Here is a 23,751-nt window from a genome sequence, read left to right as displayed (position 1 = left end):
GCTTTTGTCACTTTTTTTGTTAAAATAAAGGAGAATAACGAATGAATAGATAGGTGGTTCATATGAAAGCTGAACTCATTACTGTCGGTACAGAGCTACTGACCGGACAAATTGTAAACACTAATGCCCAATTTCTGTCTGAGAAATTTGCCGAGCTGGGGATTGATATCTTTTTCCAAACGACTGTTGGTGATAATCGCAAGCGCTTGTTATCAGTGATTGAGCTTGCCTCAACACGCAGCGACTTGGTTGTCCTGTGTGGAGGGCTTGGTCCGACTGAGGATGATTTGACTAAGCAAACCTTAGCTGAGTTTCTAGGACGCAAGCTCATCTTTGACGAGCAAGCTAGCCAAAAGTTGGATGCTTTTTTTGCGCTACGCCCAAAACACACTAGAACCCCAAATAACGAGCGCCAAGCACAGATTATTGAAGGAGCTACGCCTCTTCAAAATCGAACTGGTCTTGCTGTGGGTGGTTATGTGAGTGTGGATGGTGTCCGCTATGTGGTGCTTCCTGGTCCGCCAAGCGAGCTAAAACCGATGGTAACAGAGGAGTTGATTCCGCTCATCTCAAACGGTCATACGCAACTCTATTCTCGTGTCTTGCGCTTCTTTGGAATCGGTGAGAGTCAGTTGGTAACTGTTTTGGCACCACTTATTGACAAGCAAGTTGACCCGACACTAGCGCCTTACGCAAAGACTGGCGAGGTGACTCTGAGATTGTCAACAAAAGCACACAGTCAAGAAGAAGCTGATAGCAAGCTTGATGTTCTTGAAGAAAAAATCATGTCTGTCAAGAGCTTGGATGGTGTCTTATTGAAGGACTTTTTCTACGGCTACGGAGATGATAATAGCTTAGCAAAAACGGCTTTTAGCCTGCTAAAAGAACACGATAAGACTATTACAGCGGCAGAAAGCTTGACAGCTGGGCTATTTCAAGCAACTTTAGCCGATTTTCCAGGCTCTTCGCAGGTCTTTAAAGGTGGTTATGTCACCTACAGTATCGAGGAAAAGGCAAGAATGCTAGACATTCCTCTGAGTGATTTGCAAAAGCACGGTGTTGTCAGCAGCTTTACGGCTGAAAAAATGGCGGAGCAGTCACGCCGACTAACAGGTGCTGACATTGGTATTGGTCTTACAGGTGTCGCTGGACCAGATGAACTTGAGGGTCAGCCAGTGGGGACAGTTTTCATTGCAATCGCCACAAAAGATAAAACACAGTCTTTCAAAGTTTTGATTGGAGGTCGTACAAGGAGCGATGTGCGCTATATCAGCACGCTACACGCCTTTAATCTGGTGCGTCAATCTTTATTAAATGACTAAAATTTGGTATAATAAAGTGTTGTCAAATCAAGGGATGATGTTTACTGTAATGTATATTTTTTAAGGCAATTATTCTAAATAAAGGAGAACAATTTGGCTAAGAAAGCAAGTAAAAAACCAGAAGAAATTAAGAAAAAATTTGGCGAAGAACGTGAAAAAGCTTTAGGAGAAGCTCTGAAAAAAATCGAAAAAGATTTTGGTAAAGGAGCTATCATGCGCTTGGGTGAGCATGCAGAGCAAAAGGTGCAGGTCATGAGTTCAGGCTCATTAGCACTTGACATTGCGCTGGGAGCGGGTGGTTATCCTAAAGGACGTATCATCGAAATCTACGGACCTGAAAGTTCAGGGAAAACGACAGTGGCACTGCACGCTGTAGCGCAGGCACAAAAAGAGGGTGGTATTGCTGCCTTTATCGATGCAGAGCACGCTCTTGATCCTGCATACGCCGCTGCCTTGGGGGTTAATATTGATGAGCTCCTTTTGTCTCAGCCAGACTCTGGTGAGCAAGGACTTGAGATTGCAGAAAAGTTGATTGACTCTGGCGCTATTGACTTGGTGGTTGTCGACTCTGTTGCTGCTTTGGTTCCTCGTGCAGAGATTGACGGTGATATTGGGGATTCGCATGTCGGGCTTCAAGCACGTATGATGAGTCAAGCCATGCGTAAACTAGGCGCTTCCATCAACAAAACAAAGACCATCGCTATCTTTATCAACCAACTGCGTGAAAAAGTTGGGGTTATGTTTGGGAATCCAGAGACGACTCCTGGTGGACGTGCCCTCAAGTTCTACGCTTCCGTTCGTCTTGATGTGCGTGGTAATACGCAAATCAAAGGAACTGGTGATCAAAAAGACACCAATGTTGGTAAGGAAACCAAAATCAAGGTCGTTAAAAACAAAGTGGCACCACCGTTTAAGGAAGCAAATGTTGAAATCATCTATGGCGAAGGTATCTCTCAGACAGGAGAACTGTTAAAAATCGCTAGCGACCTTGACATCGTCAAAAAAGCAGGTTCATGGTATTCTTACAACGATGAGAAGATCGGACAAGGCTCAGAAAATGCCAAGAAATATCTGGCAGAGCATCCAGAAATTTTTGAAGAGATTGACCGCAAAGTCCGCCTTCACTACGGTATGATTACAGAAGAGGAAGCTGAGAAAGCGGGAAATAAGAGTCAATCGGCTAAAAAAGCAGAAGACGACAAGGCACCAAGTATCGAAAACGAAGAAGGAGCTGACGAATTAGTTCTTGATCTTGAGGATACTATTGAGATTGAAGAGTAGTTTGTAGCGTCAAAAACCTCTATTTTAGCCTATTTTTTCGAAAATAGGTCTAAAGACCTATGTTTTATTTCCAAGGAATGTGTTAGAATAGTTAGTATCATAGGATAGAAAGTGAGGATGAACATGATTAAGATTTATACCATTTCAAGTTGCACAAGCTGTAAAAAAGCAAAAACTTGGCTCAATGCTCATCAACTTCCTTATAAAGAACAGAATCTTGGGAAAGAACCTTTAACGAAGCAAGAAATTTTAGACATATTATCAAAAACAGAGGATGGTATCGAGAGCATTGTCTCTTCCAAAAACCGCTATGCTAAAGCGCTCAACTGTAATATTGAGGATTTGAGCTTGAGTCAAGTGATTGATTTGATTCAGGAGAACCCTCGTATCTTGAAGAGCCCTATTCTGATTGATGATAAGCGTCTACAAGTAGGCTATAAAGAGGACGATATTCGTGCTTTCTTGCCACGCTCTATTCGTGATGTTGAAAATACAGAGGCTCGCATGCGAGCTGCTCTATAATATGAGAAGCCCCTGCTGGCTTCTTATATTTTTGCCTACTTTTAGCTTTCAGCTTGTGAAAAAATTGGAAATAAGCTATAATAAAGTCTACTAGACATTGAAGAAAGAAGGTGTAAGTATGGGCTTTACAGATGAAACTGTCCGTTTTAATCTTGATGATGGCAACAAGCAAGCCATCAGCGAGACCCTAACTACTGTCTACCGTTCTCTTGAAGAGAAAGGATACAATCCTATCAATCAAATTGTTGGTTATGTGCTTAGTGGGGACCCAGCTTATATCCCTCGCTACAACGATGCACGCAATAAAGTACGTAAGTACGAGCGTGACGAAATCGTTGAGGAATTGGTTAAATTTTATCTCAAAGGAAATGGGATTGATTTATGAGAATAATGGGATTAGACGTTGGGTCTAAGACAGTCGGTGTTGCAATTAGTGACCCACTAGGCTTTACTGCTCAAGGCGTTGAAATCATCAAAATTGATGAAGAAGCTGGAGAGTTTGGTTTTGAACGTTTGGCTGAGTTAGTCAAAGAGTATAAGGTAGATAAGTTTGTTGTTGGACTGCCTAAAAATATGAACAACACGAGTGGTCCTCGTGTGGAGGCGAGTCAGTCCTACGGAGAGAAGATCAAAGAGCTTTTTCAGCTACCTGTTGACTATCAAGATGAGAGACTCACGACTGTTCAAGCTGAGCGCATGCTGGTTGAGCAGGCAGACGTTAGTCGCAACAAGCGCAAAAAAGTGATTGATAAGCTGGCAGCGCAGCTCATTTTACAAAATTATCTAGATCGCACAATTTAAGACCAGATGGTCATGCTATAAAAAGGAGAGAAAAATGGCACACACTCATGGACATGAACACGAAATGGTGACTTTAGTAGACGAACAAGGCAATGAAACATTGTTTGAAATCTTGCTCACCATTGATGGTCGTGAACAATTTGGTAAAAACTATGTTTTGCTTGTTCCTGCTGGAGCAGAAGAGGATGAAGCTGGTGAAATCGAGATTCAAGCTTACTCTTTTACTGAAAATGAAGACGGTCGTGAAGGCAATCTTGAGCCAATCCCAGAAGACTCTGACGCTGAGTGGGATATGATCGAAGAAGTCTTCAACAGTTTTATGGATGAAGAAGCTTAAGTGAGATAAGGGGATTTTTACCCTTTTTCTTTTTGTCTGACATGTTTTTACGAATAAATAGGTAATAACTATACAAGGGGACTATCGTGAAAACATTAAGCAAAAAAGAAGAAGACTTTTTAAAAGCCTATGAAGGCAAGCTACTACACACTTTTGGAGAGATGCGCTACTATGTCAAACTCCGAAAGAAATTGACTAAATAATAGTTTTTGCTATACTGTAATATAGGAAAAACTTTATAATGACAGGAGAACACGGTGAGCTATACATCAGAAACCCTCTCAGGACAAACTAGAGAAAACCTCAGTCGCCTTTCTCGCTCTTATCATGTGGGTGAGAGACGTAACCATGATCGTAATTTTAGAGTGCCAAGATCACACCGCTTTTATCTGTTGCTGTTGAGTTTAGTGGTGAGTCTATGTAGCATTGCTTTGCCCTTTTTTACGGGCTATGCTAATGGCTGGCAGTCAGAAAACCTCTATACTGGGGTGATGATGGTCAGAGGGCAACTGCCTTATAGCGATGTTTTTGCAACAGGTGGCTTTTTTTACTACTTGCTGATTTTGGTCAGTGATTTGCTGGGGGCGCTCCTTTGGTTGATACCTTTTCAGCTTGTCTTTTTCTATGTGGCTGGTGTTTATTTCTATAAGATTGTTTACTATCTTTCGACACGCCGTGATGTCACACTGGCTTTTGCCTTTATCTTTTATTTGCTGAATTTGGTTTTAGGCTTTGGTGGTCTGTATCCAAGTCAGTTTGGAATGCCCTTTGTTCTGATTGGAATTTGGTTCTTGCTGCGCTATTTTGCAGGGCTTGTCAAGGATGAAGCCTTTATCCTTTATGGGTTTATCAGCGCCTTTGCCCTCTTGTTTGATCCGCAATCGGTTGTTTTTTGGCTTTTATCGTTTGTGACGATTGGTATCTATAACCTTAGTCATAAGCATTTTGCTCGTGGATTTTATCAATTGCTCTGTATAATTTTTGGAACATTGCTAATTATCTATACAGCGGGTTATTTCATCTTTAACTTACAGATTTTGTCGCCTTATATCAAGCAAGCCTTTATCTATCCGTTTACCAGCCCTGCTATGGGGTCGGATAATGCTATCTTGGCTTTTGTCTTGCAATTGGTGGTGGCTTTGGGCTCTGGGTTTTTGTACGGTTTATTTGGAACCTTTAAGCGAAAAGATAATAAAGTAGGCACTATTTTACTTGCGCTAACGACCGTTGTTTACCTTGTTTTAGCCTTGTTGTCTAGCGATTATTGCCTGTATCACTTGCTTCCATTGACCATGTATGGTTTGATTTTAACGGCAGCGAATTTTCGTGACCGTAGCCGACGCCGTGCGAAAAATGCAGGTATGTCCGAGGTGATTGCGACTTATATCAAGCGTGGCTTTTATCTGCCAGCCTTGTTAGTAGTTATTGCTCTGGGGCATTTAGGCTACCGTGTGGTGACCATGACTTCGCTCAATTATGAGCGTTCTTTGACGGCGAGCTATGTTGCTAAAAAGACTTCAAGTGATGATATTATCTATGTCTGGGATAAGGTGGCAACCATTTATACCGATAGCAAGTTAAAGACTGGCTCACAGTTTGCATTACCAACGATCAACACGCACAATAAAACCAATCATAAGAATCTAGTAGATAGTTTGCTAGAGGCTGACTCAGCCTATATCGTGGTCAATAAATCCATGACACTGCCAGCAAGTATCTCTAGCATGCTCAAAAAAGAGTACAAAGCAGTCTCTGTCAGCGGTGTAAAAAGCTTTACAGTTTATCAGAAAAAATAATGAAAATATCAATATCTTGTGTTATACGACAAATATCAATACAAGATATTGATTTTTTTGTTTATCGTGATATAATAAAGGAGTCAAAAGGAGGCAGACATGCTAACATTAGAAGAACAAGTTGTAACTGAAAATCCAACAATCAAGGTCATCAAACGTGACGGTCGTCTCGTGCGTTTTGATGCTGATAAAATATATAAGGCTTTACTAAAAGCAAGCAATCAAGTGGTGGAGATGAGTCCGTTTGTAGAAGCCAAACTTGAGGAAATTTCTGAGCGAGCGGTGAGAGAAATCTATAGCCGCTTTAGCCAAGACATCAAAATCTACGAAATTCAAAACATCGTAGAACATGAGCTGCTAGCGGCAAATGAGTACGTCATTGCTCAAGAGTATATCAACTATCGTACGCAGCGTGACTTTGCCCGCTCACAGGCTACAGATATTAACTTTACCATTGAGAAACTGCTCAATAAAGACCAGACGGTTGTCAATGAAAATGCCAATAAAGATAGCGACGTCTTTAACACGCAGCGTGACTTGACAGCAGGTATCGTTGGCAAATCCATTGGGCTCAAGATGTTGCCTAAGCACGTCTCAAATGCGCACCAAAAAGGGGATATCCACTACCATGACTTGGATTATAGCCCTTATACACCGATGACCAACTGCTGTTTGATTGACTTTAAGGGTATGCTGGGCTCTGGCTTTAAGATTGGAAATGCCGAAGTTGAGAGCCCACGCTCTATCCAAACAGCGACTGCACAAATCTCGCAAATCATCGCCAATGTCGCATCCAGCCAGTATGGAGGCTGCTCAGCTGACCGTATCGATGAAGTACTTGCGCCTTATGCTGAGTTGAATTACCAAAAACATCTCAAGGACGCAGAAGAATGGGTGGCTGAGGACAAGCGTGAAGCTTATGCTAAGACCAAGACGCAAAAGGACATCTATGACGCTATGCAGTCCTTGGAGTATGAAATCAACACGCTCTTTACCTCAAACGGGCAAACACCATTTACCTCACTTGGTTTTGGGCTTGGGACCAACTGGTTTGAGCGTGAAATTCAAAAAGCGATTTTAAACATTCGTATCCAAGGGCTTGGCGCAGAGCACCGCACAGCCATCTTTCCAAAGCTTATCTTTACTTTGAAGAGAGGCTTGAACCTAGAGCCTGGAACGCCAAACTACGACATCAAGGAGCTGGCGCTAGAGTGTGCGACTAAGCGTATGTATCCAGATGTCTTGTCTTATGACAAGATTATTGAGCTGACAGGCTCTTTCAAGGTGCCAATGGGCTGTCGCTCATTCCTACAAGGTTGGAAGGATGAAAATGGCGTTGAAGTCAATTCTGGGCGTATGAACCTAGGTGTTGTGACGGTCAATTTTCCTCGTATTGCCATGGAGTCTGAGGGCGATATGACCAAGTTCTGGCAGCTTTTTGATGAGCGTATGGCTGTAGCAAAGGACGCTCTGGTCTACCGTGTAGAGCGTGTCAAAGAGGCGAGTCCAGCCAATGCCCCAATTCTCTATCAATACGGTGCCTTTGGTAAACGCCTTGGCAAGTACGATAATGTTGACAGTCTCTTTAAACACAGACGTGCTACTGTGTCGCTAGGCTATATCGGTCTTTACGAAGTGGCAAGCGTCTTTTACGGTGGTGAGTGGGAGCACAATCCAGAAGCTAAGGCTTTCACAGTAGACATCGTTCGTCAGATGAAGCGCTTGTGTGATGAGTGGTCTAATGAGTACGATTATCATTTCTCAGTCTACTCAACTCCTTCTGAGAGCTTGACAGACCGCTTCTGTCGCCTTGATACGGAGAAATTTGGTATCGTCAAAGATATCACGGATAAAGAATACTATACCAACTCTTTCCACTACGATGTCCGCAAAAATCCAACGCCTTTTGAGAAGTTGGAATTTGAAAAAGATTATCCACAGGTTGGAGCGTCTGGCGGCTTCATTCACTATTGTGAATATCCTGTCCTCCAACAAAATCCGAAAGCCCTCGAAGCGGTTTGGGATTACGCTTACGACCGTGTGGGCTATCTTGGCACCAACACACCGATTGACAAGTGCTATGCTTGTGGTTTTGAGGGAGACTTTACACCGACAGAGCGTGGCTTTATGTGCCCAAACTGTGGCAATAGCGACCCTAAGACGGTGGATGTGGTCAAACGTACTTGTGGTTATCTTGGTAATCCACAGGCACGTCCAATGGTGAAAGGACGTCACAAAGAAATCGCTGCGCGTGTGAAACACATGAATGGCTCAACCATTCAATACGCAGGTGAGCAACAAGACTAGGAGCAATCATGGGAAAATACCAATTAGACTATAAAGGACAAGCGCAAGTTGAGCGCTTTCATGAAAAACAGGTGAAAGGCTTTTCCAATACCAAAAAAGAACGTGCCCAAGCTTTACTGAAAAAAGCCGGTCGCATTAAATAAAACGAGAGTGGGACAAAAATCGGTCATTTCGTAGAAATGCGATTTTGTAGTCCCACCTCCGCACAGTTGAGTAGGGTTCTAGAAGTTGATTTATCAACGCATTAGAACCCACTCAACCACTGCGTCTTGTACCTATATCTATAAAAAATGAGAAGCTGAGAATTTTTTGTCCCAGCTTCTTAGCGTATCATAAGACTAAAGAGGACTACTATGCACCTAAGACGACCAAGATTAAGCGATAAAAAAGCTGTACTTGAGATGATTGCCGAGTTTGAGGAGCACAATAGTGCTATGGATGGTGGCTTTTACAAATCTAGCCTAGACTATGAGGACTGGCTAGAAAGCCTAGTCTGTGCTGAGATGGGGCTAAATATCCCAGAAGGATTTGTGCCTTACATCCAATTTGTCGCTTTTGATGAGAACAATCAAGCGCTGGGCTTTTTAAACTTACGCCTGCGTCTAAATAGCAAGCTGCGCCAAGAAGGTGGACATATCGGCTATTCCATTCGCCCTAGTCAGCGTGGTCGGGGTTACGCAAAAGAGCAGCTACGCTTGGGGCTCTTAGAGGCAAAAGCAAAAAATATCACGGAAGTACTTGTCACTTGCCATGAGACTAATAGCGCCAGTCGTGCCGTCATCCTTGCAAATGGCGGACGTCTCAAGGATAAAAGTGACAACATCGAGCGCTATACCATCAATCTATCTTAGAAAGCGAGTAATATGGAGGAAACAAACTGGAACACACCAAAACCAGGAGAGTGGAAAAGTGAGGAGCTTAGCCAAGGGCGTATTATTGACTACAAAGCTTTTAACTTTGTAGATGGTGAGGGTGTCCGCAATTCGCTCTATGTATCGGGCTGTCAATTTCACTGTAAAGGCTGCTACAATGCAGCTACTTGGTCTTTTAAGGCGGGTGTCCCTTATACACAGGAGCTAGAAGAGCAGATTATGGCGGATTTGGCTCAGCCTTATGTGCAAGGCTTGACTTTGCTTGGTGGAGAGCCCTTTTTAAACACAGGGATTTTAATCCCTCTCATCAATCGTGTAAGAAGGGAACTACCTGAAAAAGATATCTGGTCTTGGACAGGCTACACCTGGGAAGAGATGATGCTTGAGACGCCTGACAAGCTAGAGATGCTTGGTCTCATTGATATCCTAGTGGATGGGCGTTTTGATATTCGCAAAAAAGACTTGACTCTGCAGTTTCGTGGCTCATCTAACCAGCGTATCATCGACGTGCAAAAGTCACTGGCTGCCAAGCAAGTGGTTATCTGGGACAAGCTCAATGATGGAGATGGCAAGACCTTTGAGCAGGTTAGTCGTGACGATTTGATCTAAAAGGTTGCTTAAGGCGACCTTTTTTCTTGTCTGTGAACAGACTTTTCCACAGAAATCGACAAGACTTACCCACACCTTGTGCATAACCTGTGTAAAACCGTTGACAAGACTTGTCAATGCCAAAAAGCAGATAAAACCACAGCTTTTTTGAACAGGATAGTCTCTCTTGTCAAAGAAAATGCGTACTATTTTTCTGTTTAACAAACTTATCCCCAATTTATCCCCTTACTTATCCCCAGGATGTGGAAAACTGTGGATAAGTTTTAAGGACAGGTGCAAAAAAGCCTCCCTTAACACGTGCGTCAAGGGAGGCTATAGCTGTGGAAAGGTTAGCAAGTTTTGACAAAGACCAGTTTTTGCTCTGTGGATAGTAGCTCTTGGTAGGAAAAGCCGTCCCAGCTGAGCTTTCTCAGGCTGTCATAGTCTTGACAACGCTCTTTCATGGCGTGAAGGAGGAATTGCCCACGAGCTTTTTTAGAAATGGTTGAGTGGGTTTTTAGCTCATTTTGATGTTGCTCGAGGAACTGGACTTTGACCAGCTTTTGCCGTAATTTTGGTGAAAAGACCGCCTCAAACTCACTAGAGAGTAGTGAGATGACACAGTTCTTATCCTTTAGAAACTGGTCGTAGTCCGCTCGCCAAAAGCTTTTGAGGCTCTGCCCATCAATCGTGACAGGCATATTAAAGTCCAGCCGATGCTCAGAAATCATCTTAAAAGGTGAGATGATACCGTAAAGGCTCGATGTGATAGCGACGTACTTGCTGAGATAGTCACGGTCAATTTGGGTGAAGGCTTCCTGCTTTAGGTTGCGGTACATGAGTCCGTTGTAGAGGTCAAGAGCTGGTGCGCATTTTAGCCTATCTGTGGAAAAGTCCTGCCAGCGCTGGTACTCTTTTTGGCTGGCTTCAGGCTTGATACGGTAAATCTTTTCCAGCTCTTGTGGTGAAAAAGCGACCATGGTTTTGATAATCGTTTCTACTTTTGTTGGTAAGTTGTATGGCACAAGTGCATTGGCTTGTGTCATTTCTTTTGCGGTGGGAATTAAAAATAACATGATACTCCTTATGATGAATGATAGTAGTCAAAAAGTTAAAGCTTGTGCTTTTTGCGTCTGGCAAAATCGACAAATTTAAATTTTTCCAGCTTGTGGCGACTTTCGGTGAATTGAAATTGCTCTTGACTCGCTAGAAAGACTTTTGATTTGACCGAGACGACGTGGTGCTCTTGACCGATGTCTAGGAGGAGTTTGTCCATATCTGTGAGCTGGTCGATGGTGATTTCCTTTTGGGCAAAAGTGATGTCAAGCCCCAGCTCATCCTCGAGATAGTGGTAGAGAGAGTCCTCAGCTATCTGACGGTTCATCTCAGCCACCAAATCCTTTCGCAAATAATCAATGTCAATGACAGAAGCTACCCCGTCTACCACCCGCTGTCTGACAATGCGCCAGATGAGGCTATTTGGCTCAAAGCTTGTTAGCTGCGCCAAGTCCTCATCAACGATGAGCTTATCAATAGAAATGACATTGGTTTGTGAGGGTACCTTGAGTTGTTTAGCCAGCTCTTGATAGCTGGTCAATTCGGAGACAGGAAAGTTAATCTGCTCTTGCTTTAAGACCTGTGAGCCAGAGCCGTGCCTTTTTTTGATGAGCCCTTGCTCGCTGAGCTGCTTTAGGGAACGCCTGATAGTGTCACGGCTGACCTGATAATGCTTGGTCAGGCTGTCCTCGGTCGGCAAAAAGCTGTCTGGTGGGTAGTCACCGTTTTGGATAGCCTGTTCTAGGTCGTTTGCGATTGCTTGGTATTTTTTCATCTATATGTCCTCTGTTTCTAGCTAGTTGTTTTTCAAAAACCATACAACTTCTTTATTTTAACAAAAAATTGGCAAAAAATCTAAAAAGAACTTGCAGACAACTTTAAAAGCGGTTACAATAAAGACACAAAAAGAAATCAAGTTCACACTTGAAGGAGGAAAATACATTATGGGGAAATTTGAACAGGATGCCAAAACCCTGCTCACAGCGATTGGGGGTAAGGAAAATGTCAGTGCTGTAACACACTGTGCGACACGCATGCGCTTTGTTCTCGTTGATGATAAAAAAGCAGATACGAAAACAATCGAGAACATCCCGTCTGTTAAGGGAACCTTTACCAACGCTGGTCAGTTCCAAGTCATCATCGGAAATGACGTGCCGCTCTTTTACAATGACTTTACAGCGGTGTCTGGTATCGAAGGTGTCTCAAAAGAAGCAGCTAAGTCTGCAGCCAAAAGCAATCAAAACCTCATCCAACAAACCATGACCTTGCTGGCTGAGATTTTCACACCTATTATCCCAGCTATCATCGTCGGTGGTCTTATCCTAGGTTTTAGAAACATCCTTGAGGGTGTTCAGATGGAGTGGCTCGGACGTAAGATCGTCGACGGTGTTGCGCAAACAACCAAAGACGGCACACCGATCTACAACACTATCGTCGATGTCTCTCAGTTCTGGTCTGGTGTCAATAGCTTCTTGTGGTTGCCAGCGCAAGCGATTTTCCACTTCCTACCAGTCGGTATCGTCTGGTCTGTCACTCGTAAGATGGGAACGTCACAGATTCTAGGGATTGTGCTTGGTATCTGCTTGGTGTCTCCACAGTTGCTCAATGCCTACGACGTGGCAAATACTTCAGCGTCTGAGATTGCTAAAAACTGGACATGGGACTTTGGCTTCTTTGCTATTAAGCGTATCGGCTACCAAGCCCAAGTCATCCCAGCGCTACTATCTGGTCTGTCTCTAGCTTACTTGGAGCGTTTCTGGCGTAAGGTCATCCCAGAAGTGGTGTCTATGATTTTTGTGCCATTTCTCTCTCTTATCCCAGCGCTTATCCTAGCGCACACAGTTCTTGGTCCAATCGGTTGGACAATCGGTCAATGGATTTCAACCATTGTGCTTATGGGACTTACTGGTTCTTTCAAATGGCTCTTTGGTGCTATTTTCGGAGCTCTCTATGCGCCATTTGTTATCACTGGACTTCATCACATGACAACGGCTATCGATACTCAGTTAGTATCAGACACTGGTGGTACAGCCCTTTGGCCAATGATTGCTCTCTCAAATATCGCACAAGGTTCAGCTGTTCTTGCCTACTACTGGATGAATCGTCACGATGAACGTGAAGCGCAGATTGCTCTTCCTGCCACTATCTCTGCCTACTTAGGTGTTACCGAGCCAGCTCTCTTTGGTGTCAATGTCAAATATGTCTATCCATTTGTTGCAGGTATGATTGGTTCAGGTATCGCAGGGCTTCTATCAACAACCTTTAACATCACAGCCAATGCCATCGGTATCGGAGGTATCCCTGGTATCCTCTCTATCAAGGCACAATACATGTTGCCATTTGCAGGTGTTATGGTGGTCGCTATCGTTGTTCCATTTGCTCTGACCGTTTTCTTTAGAAAAGCAGGTTACTTTACAAAAGTCGAGGATGAAACGGTCAAAGCGCCTCAAGTAGAAGCGCTTGAAGAAGCTGAAAGTAAAGCAGGTATTGACAAAGGCACGCTTGAAATCATCAAGAGTCCACTAACAGGTGAGGTGAAACCTCTCTCTGAAGCCGTTGACCCTGTCTTTGCCCAAGGTGTCATGGGGCAAGGTGTGCTTATTCAACCGTCTGAAGGTGAGTTGGTGTCTCCAGTTGACGGTGTGGTGTCTGTCCTTTTCCCAAGTAAACACGCTGTCGGTATCGTCTCAGATAAGGGCGTTGAGTTGCTCATGCACATCGGTATGGATACGGTCAATCTAGACGGAAAAGGCTTTGAAGCCCATGTTCAACAAGGGGACAAGGTCAAGGTTGGTGATGCTTTGATTAGCTTTGATATGGCTGTTATCAAAGACGCAGGCTATGTCACGGAAACCCCAGTTATTGTCACCAACCAAAACGACTATCAAGTCGATACTCTAGGTGAATTGCCAGCTGCTATCGTGCGTGGTGAGGATGTCTTAAGCGCAAGTCGCATTTAACAGTATAAAGTGAGGATTACTATGTCATTTGATAAAAAAAGTGTTGTCTATCAAATTTACCCAAAATCATATAAAGATACCACAGGAAATGGAATTGGAGATTTACAAGGTATCAAGGAAAAGTTACCTTATCTGTCTGAGTTAGGCATTGATGTCATCTGGCTCAATCCTTTCTACCCTAGCCCACAGCGTGATAACGGCTATGACATTTCAGATTACACTGCTGTCAACCCACTTTTTGGGACAATGGCAGACTTTGAGGACTTGGTTGCAACAGCTAAATCTTATGGCATTGAGCTCATGCTCGATATGGTCTTAAACCATTGCTCAACGGAGCATGAGTGGTTTCAAAAGGCACTTGCAGGTGACGCTTACTATCAAGACTTCTTTATCCTAAGAGATAAGCCGACGGACTGGCTGTCAAAATTTGGTGGCAATGCTTGGGCACCCTTTGGCAATACTGGAAAATACTATCTGCACCTTTTTGACGTGACTCAAGCTGACCTTAACTGGCGCAATCCCAATGTCCGAGAAGAATTGTTCAAGGTTGTCAACTTCTGGCGGGATAAGGGCGTGAAGCACTTCCGCTTTGACGTGGTCAATCTCATTGGAAAAGACGAAGTTCTAGTTGACTGTCCTGTAAACGACGGTAAACCTGCCTACACAGACCGTCCCATCACACACGACTACCTCAGAATGCTTAATGAAGCGACCTTTGGTCAAGATAGCGACAGCATGACGGTCGGTGAGATGAGCTCAACCAAGATTGACAACTGTGTCAACTACAGCAATCCAGAACGTCATGAGCTGTCTATGGTCTTTAACTTTCACCATCTCAAGGTAGACTATGACAATGGGCAAAAATGGACGCTAAAAGCCTATGACTTTGACAGTCTTAAAACCCTCTTTCACACTTGGGGCGAAGCCATGAGCGAAAACGACGGCTGGAATGCTCTCTTTTGGAACAACCATGACCAGCCTCGTGCGCTCAACCGCTTTGTGGATGTCAAAAACTTCCGCAACGAGGGTGCCACTATGCTGGCAGCCAGCATTCATCTCTCAAGAGGAACGCCTTATGTCTACATGGGTGAGGAGATTGGGATGCTTGACCCAGACTTTACAAGTATGGACGACTATGTCGATATTGAAAGTATCAATGCCTATAAAGAGCTGAGAGATTCTGGAAAGACTGACGAGGAAGCCTTTGCGATTATCAAGGCAAAATCACGTGACAACTCAAGAACACCTATGCAGTGGGACGACAGCACCTATGCAGGATTCTCGACTGCTAAACCTTGGCTAGCACTTGGAGCGTCTCACAAAGACATCAATGTCGCAAATGAGATGTCTGGTAAAATTTTCCCCTTCTATCAAAAACTCATCGCCCTGCGTAAAAATTACCCCATCATCGCAGAGGGCGACTACAAGGCAGCTTATCAAGACAGCCATCAGATTTACGCCTTTGAGCGTCAGCTGGATGGGCAAAAACTCCTTGTTCTCAACAACTTCAGCGCTGAAAAGGTGGAGCTTGATTTACCAGAAGTTTACACTAATGGTCAAGTGCTTATCAGCAATTACACAACCCCTAAACTTACTAAAAGACTAACCCTAAACCCTTATCAAACCCTAGCTATCCTCATTGAAAACGCATAAAACATTTTGGGAACCTATCTCTGTAGTTTACAGAGATAGGTTTTTCTTGTTCTATTTTTGATGACTATTTGATAAACACTTTACATGATGGTGCTAAGATAACAAAAGATGATATTTGGAGGTTATTATGGATTGATCTAGCAGATAATGACAAGATATTTGTTAATGATGATGTGCAGTTTAGGACAGAAATGAGGTTATTAAAGGAGGAAGAATATGTCCATTCAACTACAGGATGTCAAAAAAGTTTATGACAATGGTGAGGAGGTGCTTAGAGATGTCAACTTGATTATAGAAGATGGGGAGTTTGTCGCTATTGTAGGACCATCAGGCTGTGGTAAGAGTACACTGCTTCGTATGATTGCGGGCTTGGTGCCTGTGAGTGAGGGAAAGGTTTACATCAACGGTAGGGATGTGACGGATTTGCCACCTAAAGAGCGTGATTTGACCATGGTTTTTCAAAATTATGCGCTCTATCCCTTTCTGACCGTCAAGGAAAATGTGGCTTTTGGTCTCAAAGCACGTAAACTGCCTGTTGATGAGATTGAAAGGAGGGTGAATAAAGCTATCGAAACAGTGGCACTCACAGACTACGCCGATAAGAAACCAAGTGCTCTCTCTGGTGGTCAAAGGCAACGTGTTGCTTTAGCACGTTCGATTGCTAGCGAAGCTAAGATTTGCTTGATGGATGAGCCCTTGTCCAATTTGGACGCTCAATTGCGCACCTCGATGCGCTCCGTCATTCGCCGTCTGCAACGCCAACTAGGGCTTACTGTGGTTTATGTCACACATGACCAAGTAGAGGCTATGACCATGGCAGACCGTATCGTCGTCCTCAACGATCATCACGTCCAACAAGTCGGCACCCCAGCAGAAATCTACAAGCACCCTAACAATGTTTTTGTCGGGCGTTTTCTAGGAAGCCCACAGATGAACATCCTTGACGCTCATCTAGATGCTGAGCAGACACTTCATCTAGCAGATAGTATCAAGCTGCCTAAGCAACATATTGTCACGCTCAGCTCTGCCTTTGAAGTGGGCGTTCGTCCAGAAGATTTGACGCTCACAAGGACAAAAACGCCAAATGCTTATATTACCAATATTGAGTATCTGGGCAATCAATCGGTGTGCCACCTTGAGTTGACAAACGGCTCTAACATTACGGTTTTACTGCCAGAAGAAGGAGCGCACAATGATTGGCACCTAAACGATAAAGTGAGCGTTAGTTTGACGGGGCGTTATCATATTTTCGACCAAAACGACTGCGCTATAAAGGGATAGGAGTGAGCTGATGAAAAAGAAAGATACCCTCTCAACAGTTGCCTTTTTGGCGCCAGCTGTGCTTCTTTTATTGGTCTTTGTCTTTTATCCGATTGTCAAGACGATTTACACAAGCTTTCACTTGACAGATGTCTGTGGCAAGACCAGCATGTTTGTGGGATTTGATAACTACATGAGCCTGTTCAAAAACACTGCTTTTCAAAAAAGTACGCTCATGACCTTGGTTTAGCTGCTGTGACAGCTCTAACCATTGTTTTGAGTTTAGCGATGGCGAACTTTGCAACTAAAAAATTGCGTGGTGCTGGCTTTTTCAAAACGGTTTTTTCAAGCACTATGGGAGTGTCCATATCAGTTGGTGCGGTACTTTGGCTCTTTATCTTTAACCCAACAGCAGGACCTCTTGCTAAGCTCTTAGCTCTGATGAATCTTCCTGTGTCTAATGTGCTAAGCACTCCTAGCGGTGCCATGCTAGCTGTGGTTATCTCGACCGTTTGGCTAAATCTTGGTTTTGCCTTTCTCATTTTATTAGGCGCTATACAGTCCTTGCCTAGTCATTTGTATGAGTGTGCGGAGATAGAAGGCTTAACGTCTCGTTATCAATTTTTTCATATCACCTTGCCTATGATTTCGCCCACTTTGTTTTTTGTTGTGGTGGTGACGGTTATTGATGCCTTTAAAGGTTTTGGCTTGATTGATTTGATGACGGCAGGTGGTCCGGATAATACGACTAACTTTTTAGTCTATAAGATTTACCAAGACGCTTTCATCAGTGGTGAGTATTCGGTAGCTAGTGCCGAATCTATCGTTCTTGCGATTATTATCGGTATTTTTACCATGCTCCAATTTAAAGTTTTAGAAAAACGGGTGACTTATTGATGAAAATGACAACTATGCAACGCTGTATGAATTATAGTGTGGTTCTTTTGATGACACTTGTCGTGATGACTCCGCTTGTTTTGGGGATTTACACCAGCTTACTTCCGACAGAAGATTTGATACAGGGCAACATCTTTAGTAGCAACCTTTCTTTGGGTAATTATATATCTGCTATTCGAGAGACGCCAATCATTCGCTACTTTTTGAATAGCCTGTTGATTTCAACGCTTACTATGGTCGGATCTGTGGCAGTCTCTGCTCTTTGTGCTTATCCCTTTGCCTTTATGGAGTTTAAAGGGAAAAAGCTAGTCTTTGCTCTCATTTTAGCGACCATGATGATTCCATTTGAGGCGATTGTTATTCCAAACCTTATCACCGTGAAGTCCATGAATTTACTCAACAGCTATGCTGGGCTTATCATTCCTTTTTTGGCGAGCGGTTTTGGGATTTTTATGCTACGTCAAGCTTTTCTACAAATCCCAAGTGATCTGTACGAAGAAGCGCAAATCGAAGGGCTCAGCCATTTGTAATTCTTTCTCAAAGTCGTCCTACCCTATAGCAAGGTCAACATCGTCGTGCTAGCTTCCTATACTTTTCTAGGTAGTTGGAATCAATATTTTTGGCCAATGCTGACGACCTTTACAGACACCGTGCGTCCTGTTCAGATTGGGCTGAGGCAATTGCAATCGACAGAAACCTTTAATGACTGGGGTATGATTCAGGCGAGTGCTGTGATTATCATCATCCCAACCTTGCTTGTTCTTTTCCTAGGTCAGCGTCATGCCAAAATCAACAATGAAGGAGCTGTGAAATGATGAAAAAGAAACGTGTTCTTATACCTGCAGCAATTGCTGCTGCGCTTTGTCTGCTGTTTGCTTTGCCTATCAAGCTGGTCTCAACCAGCTCAGACGATAGAGAAAAAATCGTCTTTTGGCATGAGATGACAGGCTCGACAAAAGACACCTTAGTTCAATTGGTCGATGGCTTTAATAATAGTCAAGATAAGTATGAAGTGGTACCCTATTATCAGGGGACTGATGAAGAAGTGATTCAAAAAGTGCTAAACACTTATGGAACCGACGCTTCACCGACTGTTTTTCAGTCAGCGGATATCTCTGTTGCGCAGTTGTATGAGAGCGGCTGCATTACGTCGATACAGACCTTTGTTGATAAGGAGAGTTATGACATCGAGCAAATCTACCCTGTAGCGAGAAATTTCTATTCTTACGATGACGAATTATTTGCCATGCCGTTCAATACCAGTCAACCCGTGCTTTACTACAATAAAAGCTTGCTTGAAGAGTATGGGATTACACCGCCACCAGAGGAGCCGACCTATTCTGATTTGACCCGTGTCGCTAAAGAGCTAAAAGAAAAAGCTGGCAATAGCGTGTCTGGCATGTCCTTTATCGGCTACAGTTGGTACTTTGAGGAATTTGCAGCGAATGCTAGTGTGACATTGGTCAATAACAACAACGGTCGAGATGGAATGGTGACAAAAGCGACTTATAACTCAACAGCCATGCGAGAGACGCTCAACTGGATTCAAGAAGGGATGAATGCTGGCTACTTTACCAATTATGGCTCTGGAAATACTGCCATGACCAATGAACTAACAGCCTTTTTATCTGGAAAGACAGGCTTGATGGTGCGCTCATCTAGCGCTAGTCAACAAATCATCACAGGAACAGATGACGAGATTGGCATTTGCTACTACCCACATCCAGACGGACAAGAGCGGAACGGTGTGACTATCGGAGGAGCAGCCCTATGGATTTCAAATGATAAATCCCAAGCCCAACAAGAGGGTGCGTGGGCATTTATTAAGTACATGCTCTCAGCCGAATCGCAAGCCACTTGGTAAGCGGGAACGGGCTATCTTGCCTTGAACAAAGGCTCACAGTACACTGATACACTATCAGACATGTACAAAGAAAACCCAGCTCTAGCCATTCCATCACAGCAATTAGCCACTACAGTTCCAAATAAAACCAACTCAGGGACCTTTATGCAAGGGATGAACCAGTCACGTCTTTTGTTGCAAACGGCTATGGAGCAGGTCTTTAACGGCGCTGATGTCAAACAAGCTCTGAGTGAAGAGGAAAAGTCAATGGATCACTATATCACACAAAATAACTTAGCCAATGGCAAGCAAGGAGGATAAAAACCAATGGAAATTTTTGCACACAGAGGCTGGAGCCATGTCTATCTGGAAAACTCTATGGACGCTTTCTTAGCAGCGGCTCGTCTAGGCGTCAGTATCGAGCTTGATATTCATCAGAGTAAGGATGGCGAGCTCGTGGTCTTTCATGATGAAAATCTAAAGCGTATGACAGGTGTAGGTGCTATGATTAAAGACTTAACCTATGACGAGCTGACGCAGTACCCACTCCAAAAAGCAGGCAAGCTAAAGACGAAAGAGCAGACTATCCCACGCTTAAAGGATGTTTTGCTAGCCCTTCAGGAAGTTGGTTTTTCTAAGACCTTAAATATCGAGTTAAAAACGGATGCCTATGCTTATGAGGATTTGGAGAAAAATCTAGCTCAGTTGTTAGAAGAGTTGAGTCTTGATTTTAGTCTTGTGATTTCCAGTTTTTCTTATGCGTCTTTATGTCGCATGCATGAGGTCATGCCAGAGCTTGATTACGCCATGCTAGTCAGTGATGAGGATAGCTTAGAAAAGGGATTGACAGGCGATTGGATAAGAGCTCTTCACCTGCCTTATACAGACCACCCTTGTTCAAAGACTGATAAGACTATTCGTTACTGGACAGTGGATGTTCCAGAGCAGGTCGCAGACTGTAAGGTTCGTGGTGCTAGCGCTGTCTTTACCAATGATGTGCAAAATACGCTTTGGATTGATACGCATTATGAGGCGAGTAGAGGAGGAAGTGATTGATGCCGATAAAATTGATTGCCATTGATATTGATGGGACGCTTGTGGATGACCAAAAGCAACTCGACACAGCTACCAGCAGTCTCCTATCAGACTTAGCTGACAAGGGGGTGGGAGTCGTTCTGTGTACAGGACGCCCTTACCTCGGAGCGCAAGCCTATCTAGAGCAAATAGGTTTTCACAAAGATTCTGAACAATACGTGATTACTCATAATGGCGCTCTGATTTCTAAAACGGATAGTAGTTCCGTCAAGGCTTTGCCGCTTGATAGTGCCTTGGTCAAAAAAATCATGACCTATTGTCTTGAAAAGGGGCTTAGGTTTCACCTATCGACGCATGAGCATATGTACACGCCGAACGACCCTATCAGCCCTTACACAATCAATGAATCGCACCACACCAATATGTTACTGCGTCCATTTATGGACATGGCAGCCGTAGAACACCTAGATGTATTTGATGTGATGATTGCGGATGATAGCCATCTTTTGGATGAGAATGAAGAAGCGATTAGAGAGCGCTTTGGGAAATACTGCGAGATTGTCCGTAGTGAGCCGCATTTTATCGAGTTTATGCACCCTCATGCTGGCAAGGGCAGGGCTTTACATCATTTGACCCAGTCTTTAGAGATTGCTCCAAATGAGGTCATGGTCATAGGCAATGCGCAAAACGATGTGTCTATGCTTGAGTTTGCTGGTATCTCTGTCGCTGTAGAAAACGCCGTCCCAGAGGTCAAAGCCGTATCTGACTTTGTCACATCAAGTAACAACGAGCAGGGCGTCAAACGGGCAATAGAGCATATGAAAGAGCATTTTTAGTATTAGCATGAAAAACACCAAAGTCATTATGACTTTGGTGTTTTTTACTCAACATAAATGCGCTCAGCGATAACATCGGTCATCTGAAAGGTATTCCCATTTGCCACAACGGTAAAAGTACCAGCAAAGGTATCGTGCTCAAGCACTTGTAGCTTAGTGCCAATCGTCAAGTGGTGCTGTTCTATGTAATGAAGGAGATTGCGACTGTCACGCACACGCACCAAGGTGTAGCTGCCAAACTCGCTAATTTGGCTGAGCGTCTGCTGGTGCGCTTCGACCAGCGGTTCATTTGGCGCTGGGATAGTGCCTCCATGCGGGCATTCCTTTGGGTAGCCAAGCATCTTGTCCAAGCGGTCAATGAAATGGTCAGAAACCACATGCTCAAGCACTTCCGCCTCGTCATGCACCTCGTCCGTTGAGTAATTAAGGTGGTTAAGCAGAAGCACCTCAATCAAGCGGTGTTTGCGGTAAAGTTTTGCTACCAAGTCTAAGCCCTGAGAAAGCAAAACATAGCCTTTTTCCTTGTCTTTTTGGATGAGGTCTTGGGCAATCATTTTTTTAGTCATCTCAGAAGCCGCTGGAGCAGAAACTTCCATTCTTTCAGCGATTTGTTTGTTGGTGATTTTGTCAGACTGTTGTCCCAATTCATAAATACATTTTACATAATCTTCTTTATTTGGTGTCATAAGGATTCACTTTCTAACTAAGATCATGTTTTATTATAACAAAAATTTTCAAAAAGTGATTGACATAAAAGAGAAAAAAGGGTACTCTAAATATAAAGTTAAGCGTGCTTAATAAAATAAAAAGGAGAACCTTATGTTATCGCTGCAAGATATCCGAGTCAGCTATGATGGCAGGCAGCCTATTTTAAAAGACATCAGCTTGAGCTTGCCCAAGGCTGCTATTGTCGGGATTATTGGCCCGAATGGCGCTGGCAAGTCCACGCTCATGAAAGCCATGATTGACCTCTTGCCTCACACGGGTGAGGTAGTCTTTGGCGAAAAAGAGCTGTCTAAACAGCTGAAAAATGTAGCTTATATTGCTCAAAAATCAAGTATTGACATGACCTTTCCCATCACGGTGCGTGACTGTGTGGCGCTGGGGTGTCAAGTCGGTCTTGGTTTGTTTAAGCGCATGCCAAAGCAAGCTTATCAAAAAGTGGATGACGCTCTTGAAAAGGTAGGATTACTAGCACTCAGCAAGCGTCAAATCAGCCAACTCTCTGGTGGTCAATTCCAGCGTATGCTGGTGGCTAGAGCCTTGGTGCAGGAGGCGGATTTGATTTTGCTAGATGAGCCTTTTGTGGGTATTGACATGGTGAGTGAGCAGTTGATTATGGAGCTGCTCAAGAGCCAGAGAGATGCGGGCAAGCTGATTTTGGTGGTGCACCATGACTTGAGCAAAGTGTCTGATTACTTTGATGAGGTCATTTTGCTCAATCGCCGCTTGATTGCTTACGGTAAAACCAGTCAAGTCTTTAATCGGTCTAATCTTGCCAAAACCTACGAAAATCAGCTGCCACTTGAGGAGGTGTTGTCATGAGTGCTATTAGTAACTTTTTTGTTGACCTCATGTCCTACCATTTTTTACAAAATGCTGTGGTGACAGGGCTTGTGATAGGTTTGGTGTCGGGTGTGATTGGTTGTTTTATCGTTCTTCGTGGCATGTCTATGATGGGGGATGCCATTAGCCATGCGGTTTTACCAGGCGTTGCGGTGTCTTACCTTTTAGGGATGAACTTTTTTATCGGTGCTGTGGTCTTTGGTATGCTGGCGGCTGTATCGGTGACCTATATCCGTGAAAATAGTATCATCAAGGGCGACACAGCTATCGGTATCACCGTCAGTGCTTTTCTGGCTCTTGGTGTGATTTTGATCGGTCTCGCTAATAGCTCAACGGACCTCTTTCATATCATTTTTGGGAATATCCTAGCGGTGCAGGATATGGACAAGTACCTGACCATTATCGTCTCTTTTGTGGTGCTTGTCGTGATTTGGCTCTTTTACAAGGAGCTTTTGGTCACAAGCTTTGACCCTGTATTTGCCAAAAGTGTCGGTATGAAGGTCAATCGCTATCATTACCTGCTCATGTTGCTGCTTTCTGTGGTGTCGGTGACGGCTATGCAGAGTGTGGGGACGATTTTGATTATCGCTCTTCTCATCACGCCAGCAGCTAGTAGCTATCTCTACGTCAATAACCTCAAGCAGATGATGCTCCTCTCAAGCCTCTTTGGTGTATTCTCCTCTCTAGCTGGTATCTTTATCGGCTATACCTACAATATCGCTGTCGGGTCTACCATTGTTTTGGTTGCGACCCTGCTCTTTGCTGTTAGTTTTGTTATTGCCCCTAAGGGCATTCTTAGAAAGAAGGATATCTCATGAA

At 43.8% G+C, this 23,751-nt stretch carries 25 protein-coding genes and 1 pseudogene; 23 read left to right on the top strand and 3 right to left on the bottom strand.

The genetic code is table 11. The features are described from left to right. Positions 1 to 62 precede the first annotated feature (62 nt). The 11 genes from AALA56_RS03990 to nrdG all read left to right on the top strand — a co-directional run bounded on the left by AALA56_RS03990 (position 63) and on the right by nrdG (position 9,847). Positions 63 to 1,322, top strand: coding sequence for a competence/damage-inducible protein A (locus tag AALA56_RS03990; protein WP_369908851.1), 1,260 nt, complete (start codon positions 63 to 65; stop codon positions 1,320 to 1,322). A gap of 93 nt (positions 1,323 to 1,415) precedes the next feature. After that, positions 1,416 to 2,603 (top strand): recombinase RecA, encoded by a 1,188-nt coding sequence (gene recA, locus AALA56_RS03985; protein ID WP_369908850.1) that lies wholly within the window; start codon positions 1,416 to 1,418, stop codon positions 2,601 to 2,603. Positions 2,604 to 2,726: 123 nt separating this feature from the next. Beyond that, positions 2,727 to 3,125, top strand: coding sequence for a transcriptional regulator Spx (gene spx / locus AALA56_RS03980; RefSeq protein WP_115271433.1), 399 nt, complete (start codon positions 2,727 to 2,729; stop codon positions 3,123 to 3,125). 118 nt (positions 3,126 to 3,243) lie between these two features. After that, on the top strand, positions 3,244 to 3,510 hold the full coding sequence (locus tag AALA56_RS03975; RefSeq protein ID WP_115271431.1) for an IreB family regulatory phosphoprotein: 267 nt from the start codon (positions 3,244 to 3,246) through the stop codon (positions 3,508 to 3,510). Continuing rightward, complete coding sequence (ruvX, locus tag AALA56_RS03970) at positions 3,507 to 3,926, top strand: Holliday junction resolvase RuvX (protein ID WP_277294671.1); 420 nt, start codon at positions 3,507 to 3,509, stop codon at positions 3,924 to 3,926. Before AALA56_RS03975 ends, ruvX begins: the two co-directional genes overlap by 4 nt. Before the next feature lie 34 nt (positions 3,927 to 3,960). Beyond that, on the top strand, positions 3,961 to 4,263 hold the full coding sequence (locus AALA56_RS03965) for a DUF1292 domain-containing protein (protein WP_115271427.1): 303 nt from the start codon (positions 3,961 to 3,963) through the stop codon (positions 4,261 to 4,263). 257 nt (positions 4,264 to 4,520) lie between these two features. Then, entirely contained in the window at positions 4,521 to 6,059 is a 1,539-nt protein-coding gene (locus AALA56_RS03960) for a DUF2079 domain-containing protein (RefSeq protein WP_369908849.1), read from the top strand. 99 nt (positions 6,060 to 6,158) lie between these two features. After that, a complete protein-coding gene (gene nrdD, locus AALA56_RS03955; RefSeq protein WP_369908848.1) occupies positions 6,159 to 8,366 on the top strand; it encodes an anaerobic ribonucleoside-triphosphate reductase in 2,208 nt (735 codons plus the stop codon). Between the two features lie 8 nt (positions 8,367 to 8,374). Further along, positions 8,375 to 8,509 carry a hypothetical protein gene (locus tag AALA56_RS03950; RefSeq protein ID WP_369908847.1) on the top strand — a complete coding sequence of 45 codons (135 nt, stop codon included), beginning with the start codon at positions 8,375 to 8,377 and terminating at the stop codon, positions 8,507 to 8,509. Between the two features lie 210 nt (positions 8,510 to 8,719). Continuing rightward, positions 8,720 to 9,217 (top strand): GNAT family N-acetyltransferase, encoded by a 498-nt coding sequence (locus tag AALA56_RS03945; RefSeq protein ID WP_369908846.1) that lies wholly within the window; start codon positions 8,720 to 8,722, stop codon positions 9,215 to 9,217. Positions 9,218 to 9,229: 12 nt separating this feature from the next. Beyond that, entirely contained in the window at positions 9,230 to 9,847 is a 618-nt protein-coding gene (nrdG, locus tag AALA56_RS03940; protein WP_369908845.1) for an anaerobic ribonucleoside-triphosphate reductase activating protein, read from the top strand. Between the two features lie 329 nt (positions 9,848 to 10,176). On the opposite strand, the gene yaaA is transcribed toward nrdG, so the two are convergent. Further along, a complete protein-coding gene (gene yaaA, locus AALA56_RS03935; protein WP_369908844.1) occupies positions 10,177 to 10,902 on the bottom strand; it encodes a peroxide stress protein YaaA in 726 nt (241 codons plus the stop codon). A gap of 35 nt (positions 10,903 to 10,937) precedes the next feature. Beyond that, complete coding sequence (treR, locus tag AALA56_RS03930; RefSeq protein ID WP_369908843.1) at positions 10,938 to 11,657, bottom strand: trehalose operon repressor; 720 nt, start codon at positions 11,655 to 11,657, stop codon at positions 10,938 to 10,940. Between the two features lie 169 nt (positions 11,658 to 11,826). Here treR and treP point away from each other — a divergent pair, with 169 nt between their 5' ends. From treP to AALA56_RS03880, 10 genes and pseudogenes are all read left to right on the top strand, one after another. Further along, entirely contained in the window at positions 11,827 to 13,842 is a 2,016-nt protein-coding gene (gene treP, locus AALA56_RS03925; RefSeq protein ID WP_369908842.1) for a PTS system trehalose-specific EIIBC component, read from the top strand. A gap of 21 nt (positions 13,843 to 13,863) precedes the next feature. After that, positions 13,864 to 15,495 (top strand): alpha,alpha-phosphotrehalase, encoded by a 1,632-nt coding sequence (gene treC, locus AALA56_RS03920; RefSeq protein WP_369908841.1) that lies wholly within the window; start codon positions 13,864 to 13,866, stop codon positions 15,493 to 15,495. A 216-nt stretch (positions 15,496 to 15,711) separates the two neighbouring features. Further along, the gene (locus AALA56_RS03915) at positions 15,712 to 16,776 is read left to right on the top strand and encodes an ABC transporter ATP-binding protein (protein ID WP_369908840.1); all 1,065 of its coding nucleotides are present in this window, start codon (positions 15,712 to 15,714) and stop codon (positions 16,774 to 16,776) included. A 10-nt stretch (positions 16,777 to 16,786) separates the two neighbouring features. Continuing rightward, a complete protein-coding gene (locus AALA56_RS03910) occupies positions 16,787 to 17,005 on the top strand; it encodes a hypothetical protein (protein ID WP_369908839.1) in 219 nt (72 codons plus the stop codon). Between the two features lie 38 nt (positions 17,006 to 17,043). Next, positions 17,044 to 17,652: a carbohydrate ABC transporter permease gene (locus AALA56_RS03905; RefSeq protein ID WP_369908837.1), complete on the top strand. Its 609-nt coding sequence runs from the start codon at positions 17,044 to 17,046 to the stop codon at positions 17,650 to 17,652. Beyond that, positions 17,652 to 18,467 (top strand): annotated as a pseudogene (locus tag AALA56_RS03900) (carbohydrate ABC transporter permease). Before AALA56_RS03905 ends, AALA56_RS03900 begins: the two are co-directional and overlap by 1 nt. Further along, a complete protein-coding gene (locus AALA56_RS03895) occupies positions 18,464 to 19,516 on the top strand; it encodes an extracellular solute-binding protein (RefSeq protein ID WP_369908836.1) in 1,053 nt (350 codons plus the stop codon). Before AALA56_RS03900 ends, AALA56_RS03895 begins: the two are co-directional and overlap by 4 nt. Before the next feature lie 60 nt (positions 19,517 to 19,576). Next, positions 19,577 to 19,816 (top strand): hypothetical protein, encoded by a 240-nt coding sequence (locus tag AALA56_RS03890; RefSeq protein WP_369908835.1) that lies wholly within the window; start codon positions 19,577 to 19,579, stop codon positions 19,814 to 19,816. 6 nt (positions 19,817 to 19,822) lie between these two features. Continuing rightward, a complete protein-coding gene (locus AALA56_RS03885; RefSeq protein ID WP_369908834.1) occupies positions 19,823 to 20,551 on the top strand; it encodes a glycerophosphodiester phosphodiesterase family protein in 729 nt (242 codons plus the stop codon). Continuing rightward, on the top strand, positions 20,551 to 21,366 hold the full coding sequence (locus AALA56_RS03880) for a Cof-type HAD-IIB family hydrolase (protein WP_369908833.1): 816 nt from the start codon (positions 20,551 to 20,553) through the stop codon (positions 21,364 to 21,366). Before AALA56_RS03885 ends, AALA56_RS03880 begins: the two co-directional genes overlap by 1 nt. 44 nt (positions 21,367 to 21,410) lie before the next feature. Here AALA56_RS03880 and AALA56_RS03875 read toward each other — a convergent pair whose 3' ends face one another. Continuing rightward, positions 21,411 to 22,052, bottom strand: a complete 642-nt coding sequence (locus AALA56_RS03875; RefSeq protein ID WP_369908832.1) for a metal-dependent transcriptional regulator — start codon at positions 22,050 to 22,052, stop codon at positions 21,411 to 21,413. A gap of 133 nt (positions 22,053 to 22,185) precedes the next feature. On the opposite strand from AALA56_RS03875, the gene AALA56_RS03870 reads away from it, so the two are divergent. Both AALA56_RS03870 and AALA56_RS03865 read left to right on the top strand, forming a co-directional pair. Continuing rightward, complete coding sequence (locus AALA56_RS03870; RefSeq protein ID WP_369908831.1) at positions 22,186 to 22,911, top strand: metal ABC transporter ATP-binding protein; 726 nt, start codon at positions 22,186 to 22,188, stop codon at positions 22,909 to 22,911. Continuing rightward, positions 22,908 to 23,750: a metal ABC transporter permease subunit gene (locus AALA56_RS03865; RefSeq protein ID WP_369908830.1), complete on the top strand. Its 843-nt coding sequence runs from the start codon at positions 22,908 to 22,910 to the stop codon at positions 23,748 to 23,750. Before AALA56_RS03870 ends, AALA56_RS03865 begins: the two co-directional genes overlap by 4 nt. Position 23,751: the final 1 nt, after the last annotated feature.

The organism is Streptococcus hyointestinalis (assembly GCF_041225505.1).
Classification (GTDB): Bacteria; Bacillota; Bacilli; order Lactobacillales; family Streptococcaceae; genus Streptococcus; species Streptococcus hyointestinalis_B.
The sequence above is the reverse complement of the archived record's forward strand: the minus strand, read 5'-3'. Positions and strand labels throughout refer to the sequence as shown.

Coding starts and splice junctions, on each gene's coding strand:
- nrdG (WP_369908845.1), top strand. CDS start 9,230: ATGGAGGAAACAAACTGGAACACACCAAAACCAGGAGAGTGGAAAAGT.
- treP (WP_369908842.1), top strand. CDS start 11,827: ATGGGGAAATTTGAACAGGATGCCAAAACCCTGCTCACAGCGATTGGG.
- AALA56_RS03865 (WP_369908830.1), top strand. CDS start 22,908: ATGAGTGCTATTAGTAACTTTTTTGTTGACCTCATGTCCTACCATTTT.
- AALA56_RS03975 (WP_115271431.1), top strand. CDS start 3,244: ATGGGCTTTACAGATGAAACTGTCCGTTTTAATCTTGATGATGGCAAC.
- AALA56_RS03890 (WP_369908835.1), top strand. CDS start 19,577: ATGTACAAAGAAAACCCAGCTCTAGCCATTCCATCACAGCAATTAGCC.
- AALA56_RS03910 (WP_369908839.1), top strand. CDS start 16,787: ATGAAAAAGAAAGATACCCTCTCAACAGTTGCCTTTTTGGCGCCAGCT.
- AALA56_RS03905 (WP_369908837.1), top strand. CDS start 17,044: ATGGCGAACTTTGCAACTAAAAAATTGCGTGGTGCTGGCTTTTTCAAA.
- treR (WP_369908843.1), bottom strand. CDS start 11,657: ATGAAAAAATACCAAGCAATCGCAAACGACCTAGAACAGGCTATCCAA.
- AALA56_RS03885 (WP_369908834.1), top strand. CDS start 19,823: ATGGAAATTTTTGCACACAGAGGCTGGAGCCATGTCTATCTGGAAAAC.
- yaaA (WP_369908844.1), bottom strand. CDS start 10,902: ATGTTATTTTTAATTCCCACCGCAAAAGAAATGACACAAGCCAATGCA.
- AALA56_RS03965 (WP_115271427.1), top strand. CDS start 3,961: ATGGCACACACTCATGGACATGAACACGAAATGGTGACTTTAGTAGAC.
- AALA56_RS03990 (WP_369908851.1), top strand. CDS start 63: ATGAAAGCTGAACTCATTACTGTCGGTACAGAGCTACTGACCGGACAA.
- AALA56_RS03915 (WP_369908840.1), top strand. CDS start 15,712: ATGTCCATTCAACTACAGGATGTCAAAAAAGTTTATGACAATGGTGAG.
- ruvX (WP_277294671.1), top strand. CDS start 3,507: ATGAGAATAATGGGATTAGACGTTGGGTCTAAGACAGTCGGTGTTGCA.
- AALA56_RS03880 (WP_369908833.1), top strand. CDS start 20,551: ATGCCGATAAAATTGATTGCCATTGATATTGATGGGACGCTTGTGGAT.
- spx (WP_115271433.1), top strand. CDS start 2,727: ATGATTAAGATTTATACCATTTCAAGTTGCACAAGCTGTAAAAAAGCA.
- AALA56_RS03945 (WP_369908846.1), top strand. CDS start 8,720: ATGCACCTAAGACGACCAAGATTAAGCGATAAAAAAGCTGTACTTGAG.
- AALA56_RS03870 (WP_369908831.1), top strand. CDS start 22,186: ATGTTATCGCTGCAAGATATCCGAGTCAGCTATGATGGCAGGCAGCCT.
- AALA56_RS03875 (WP_369908832.1), bottom strand. CDS start 22,052: ATGACACCAAATAAAGAAGATTATGTAAAATGTATTTATGAATTGGGA.
- AALA56_RS03895 (WP_369908836.1), top strand. CDS start 18,464: ATGATGAAAAAGAAACGTGTTCTTATACCTGCAGCAATTGCTGCTGCG.
- nrdD (WP_369908848.1), top strand. CDS start 6,159: ATGCTAACATTAGAAGAACAAGTTGTAACTGAAAATCCAACAATCAAG.
- AALA56_RS03950 (WP_369908847.1), top strand. CDS start 8,375: ATGGGAAAATACCAATTAGACTATAAAGGACAAGCGCAAGTTGAGCGC.
- treC (WP_369908841.1), top strand. CDS start 13,864: ATGTCATTTGATAAAAAAAGTGTTGTCTATCAAATTTACCCAAAATCA.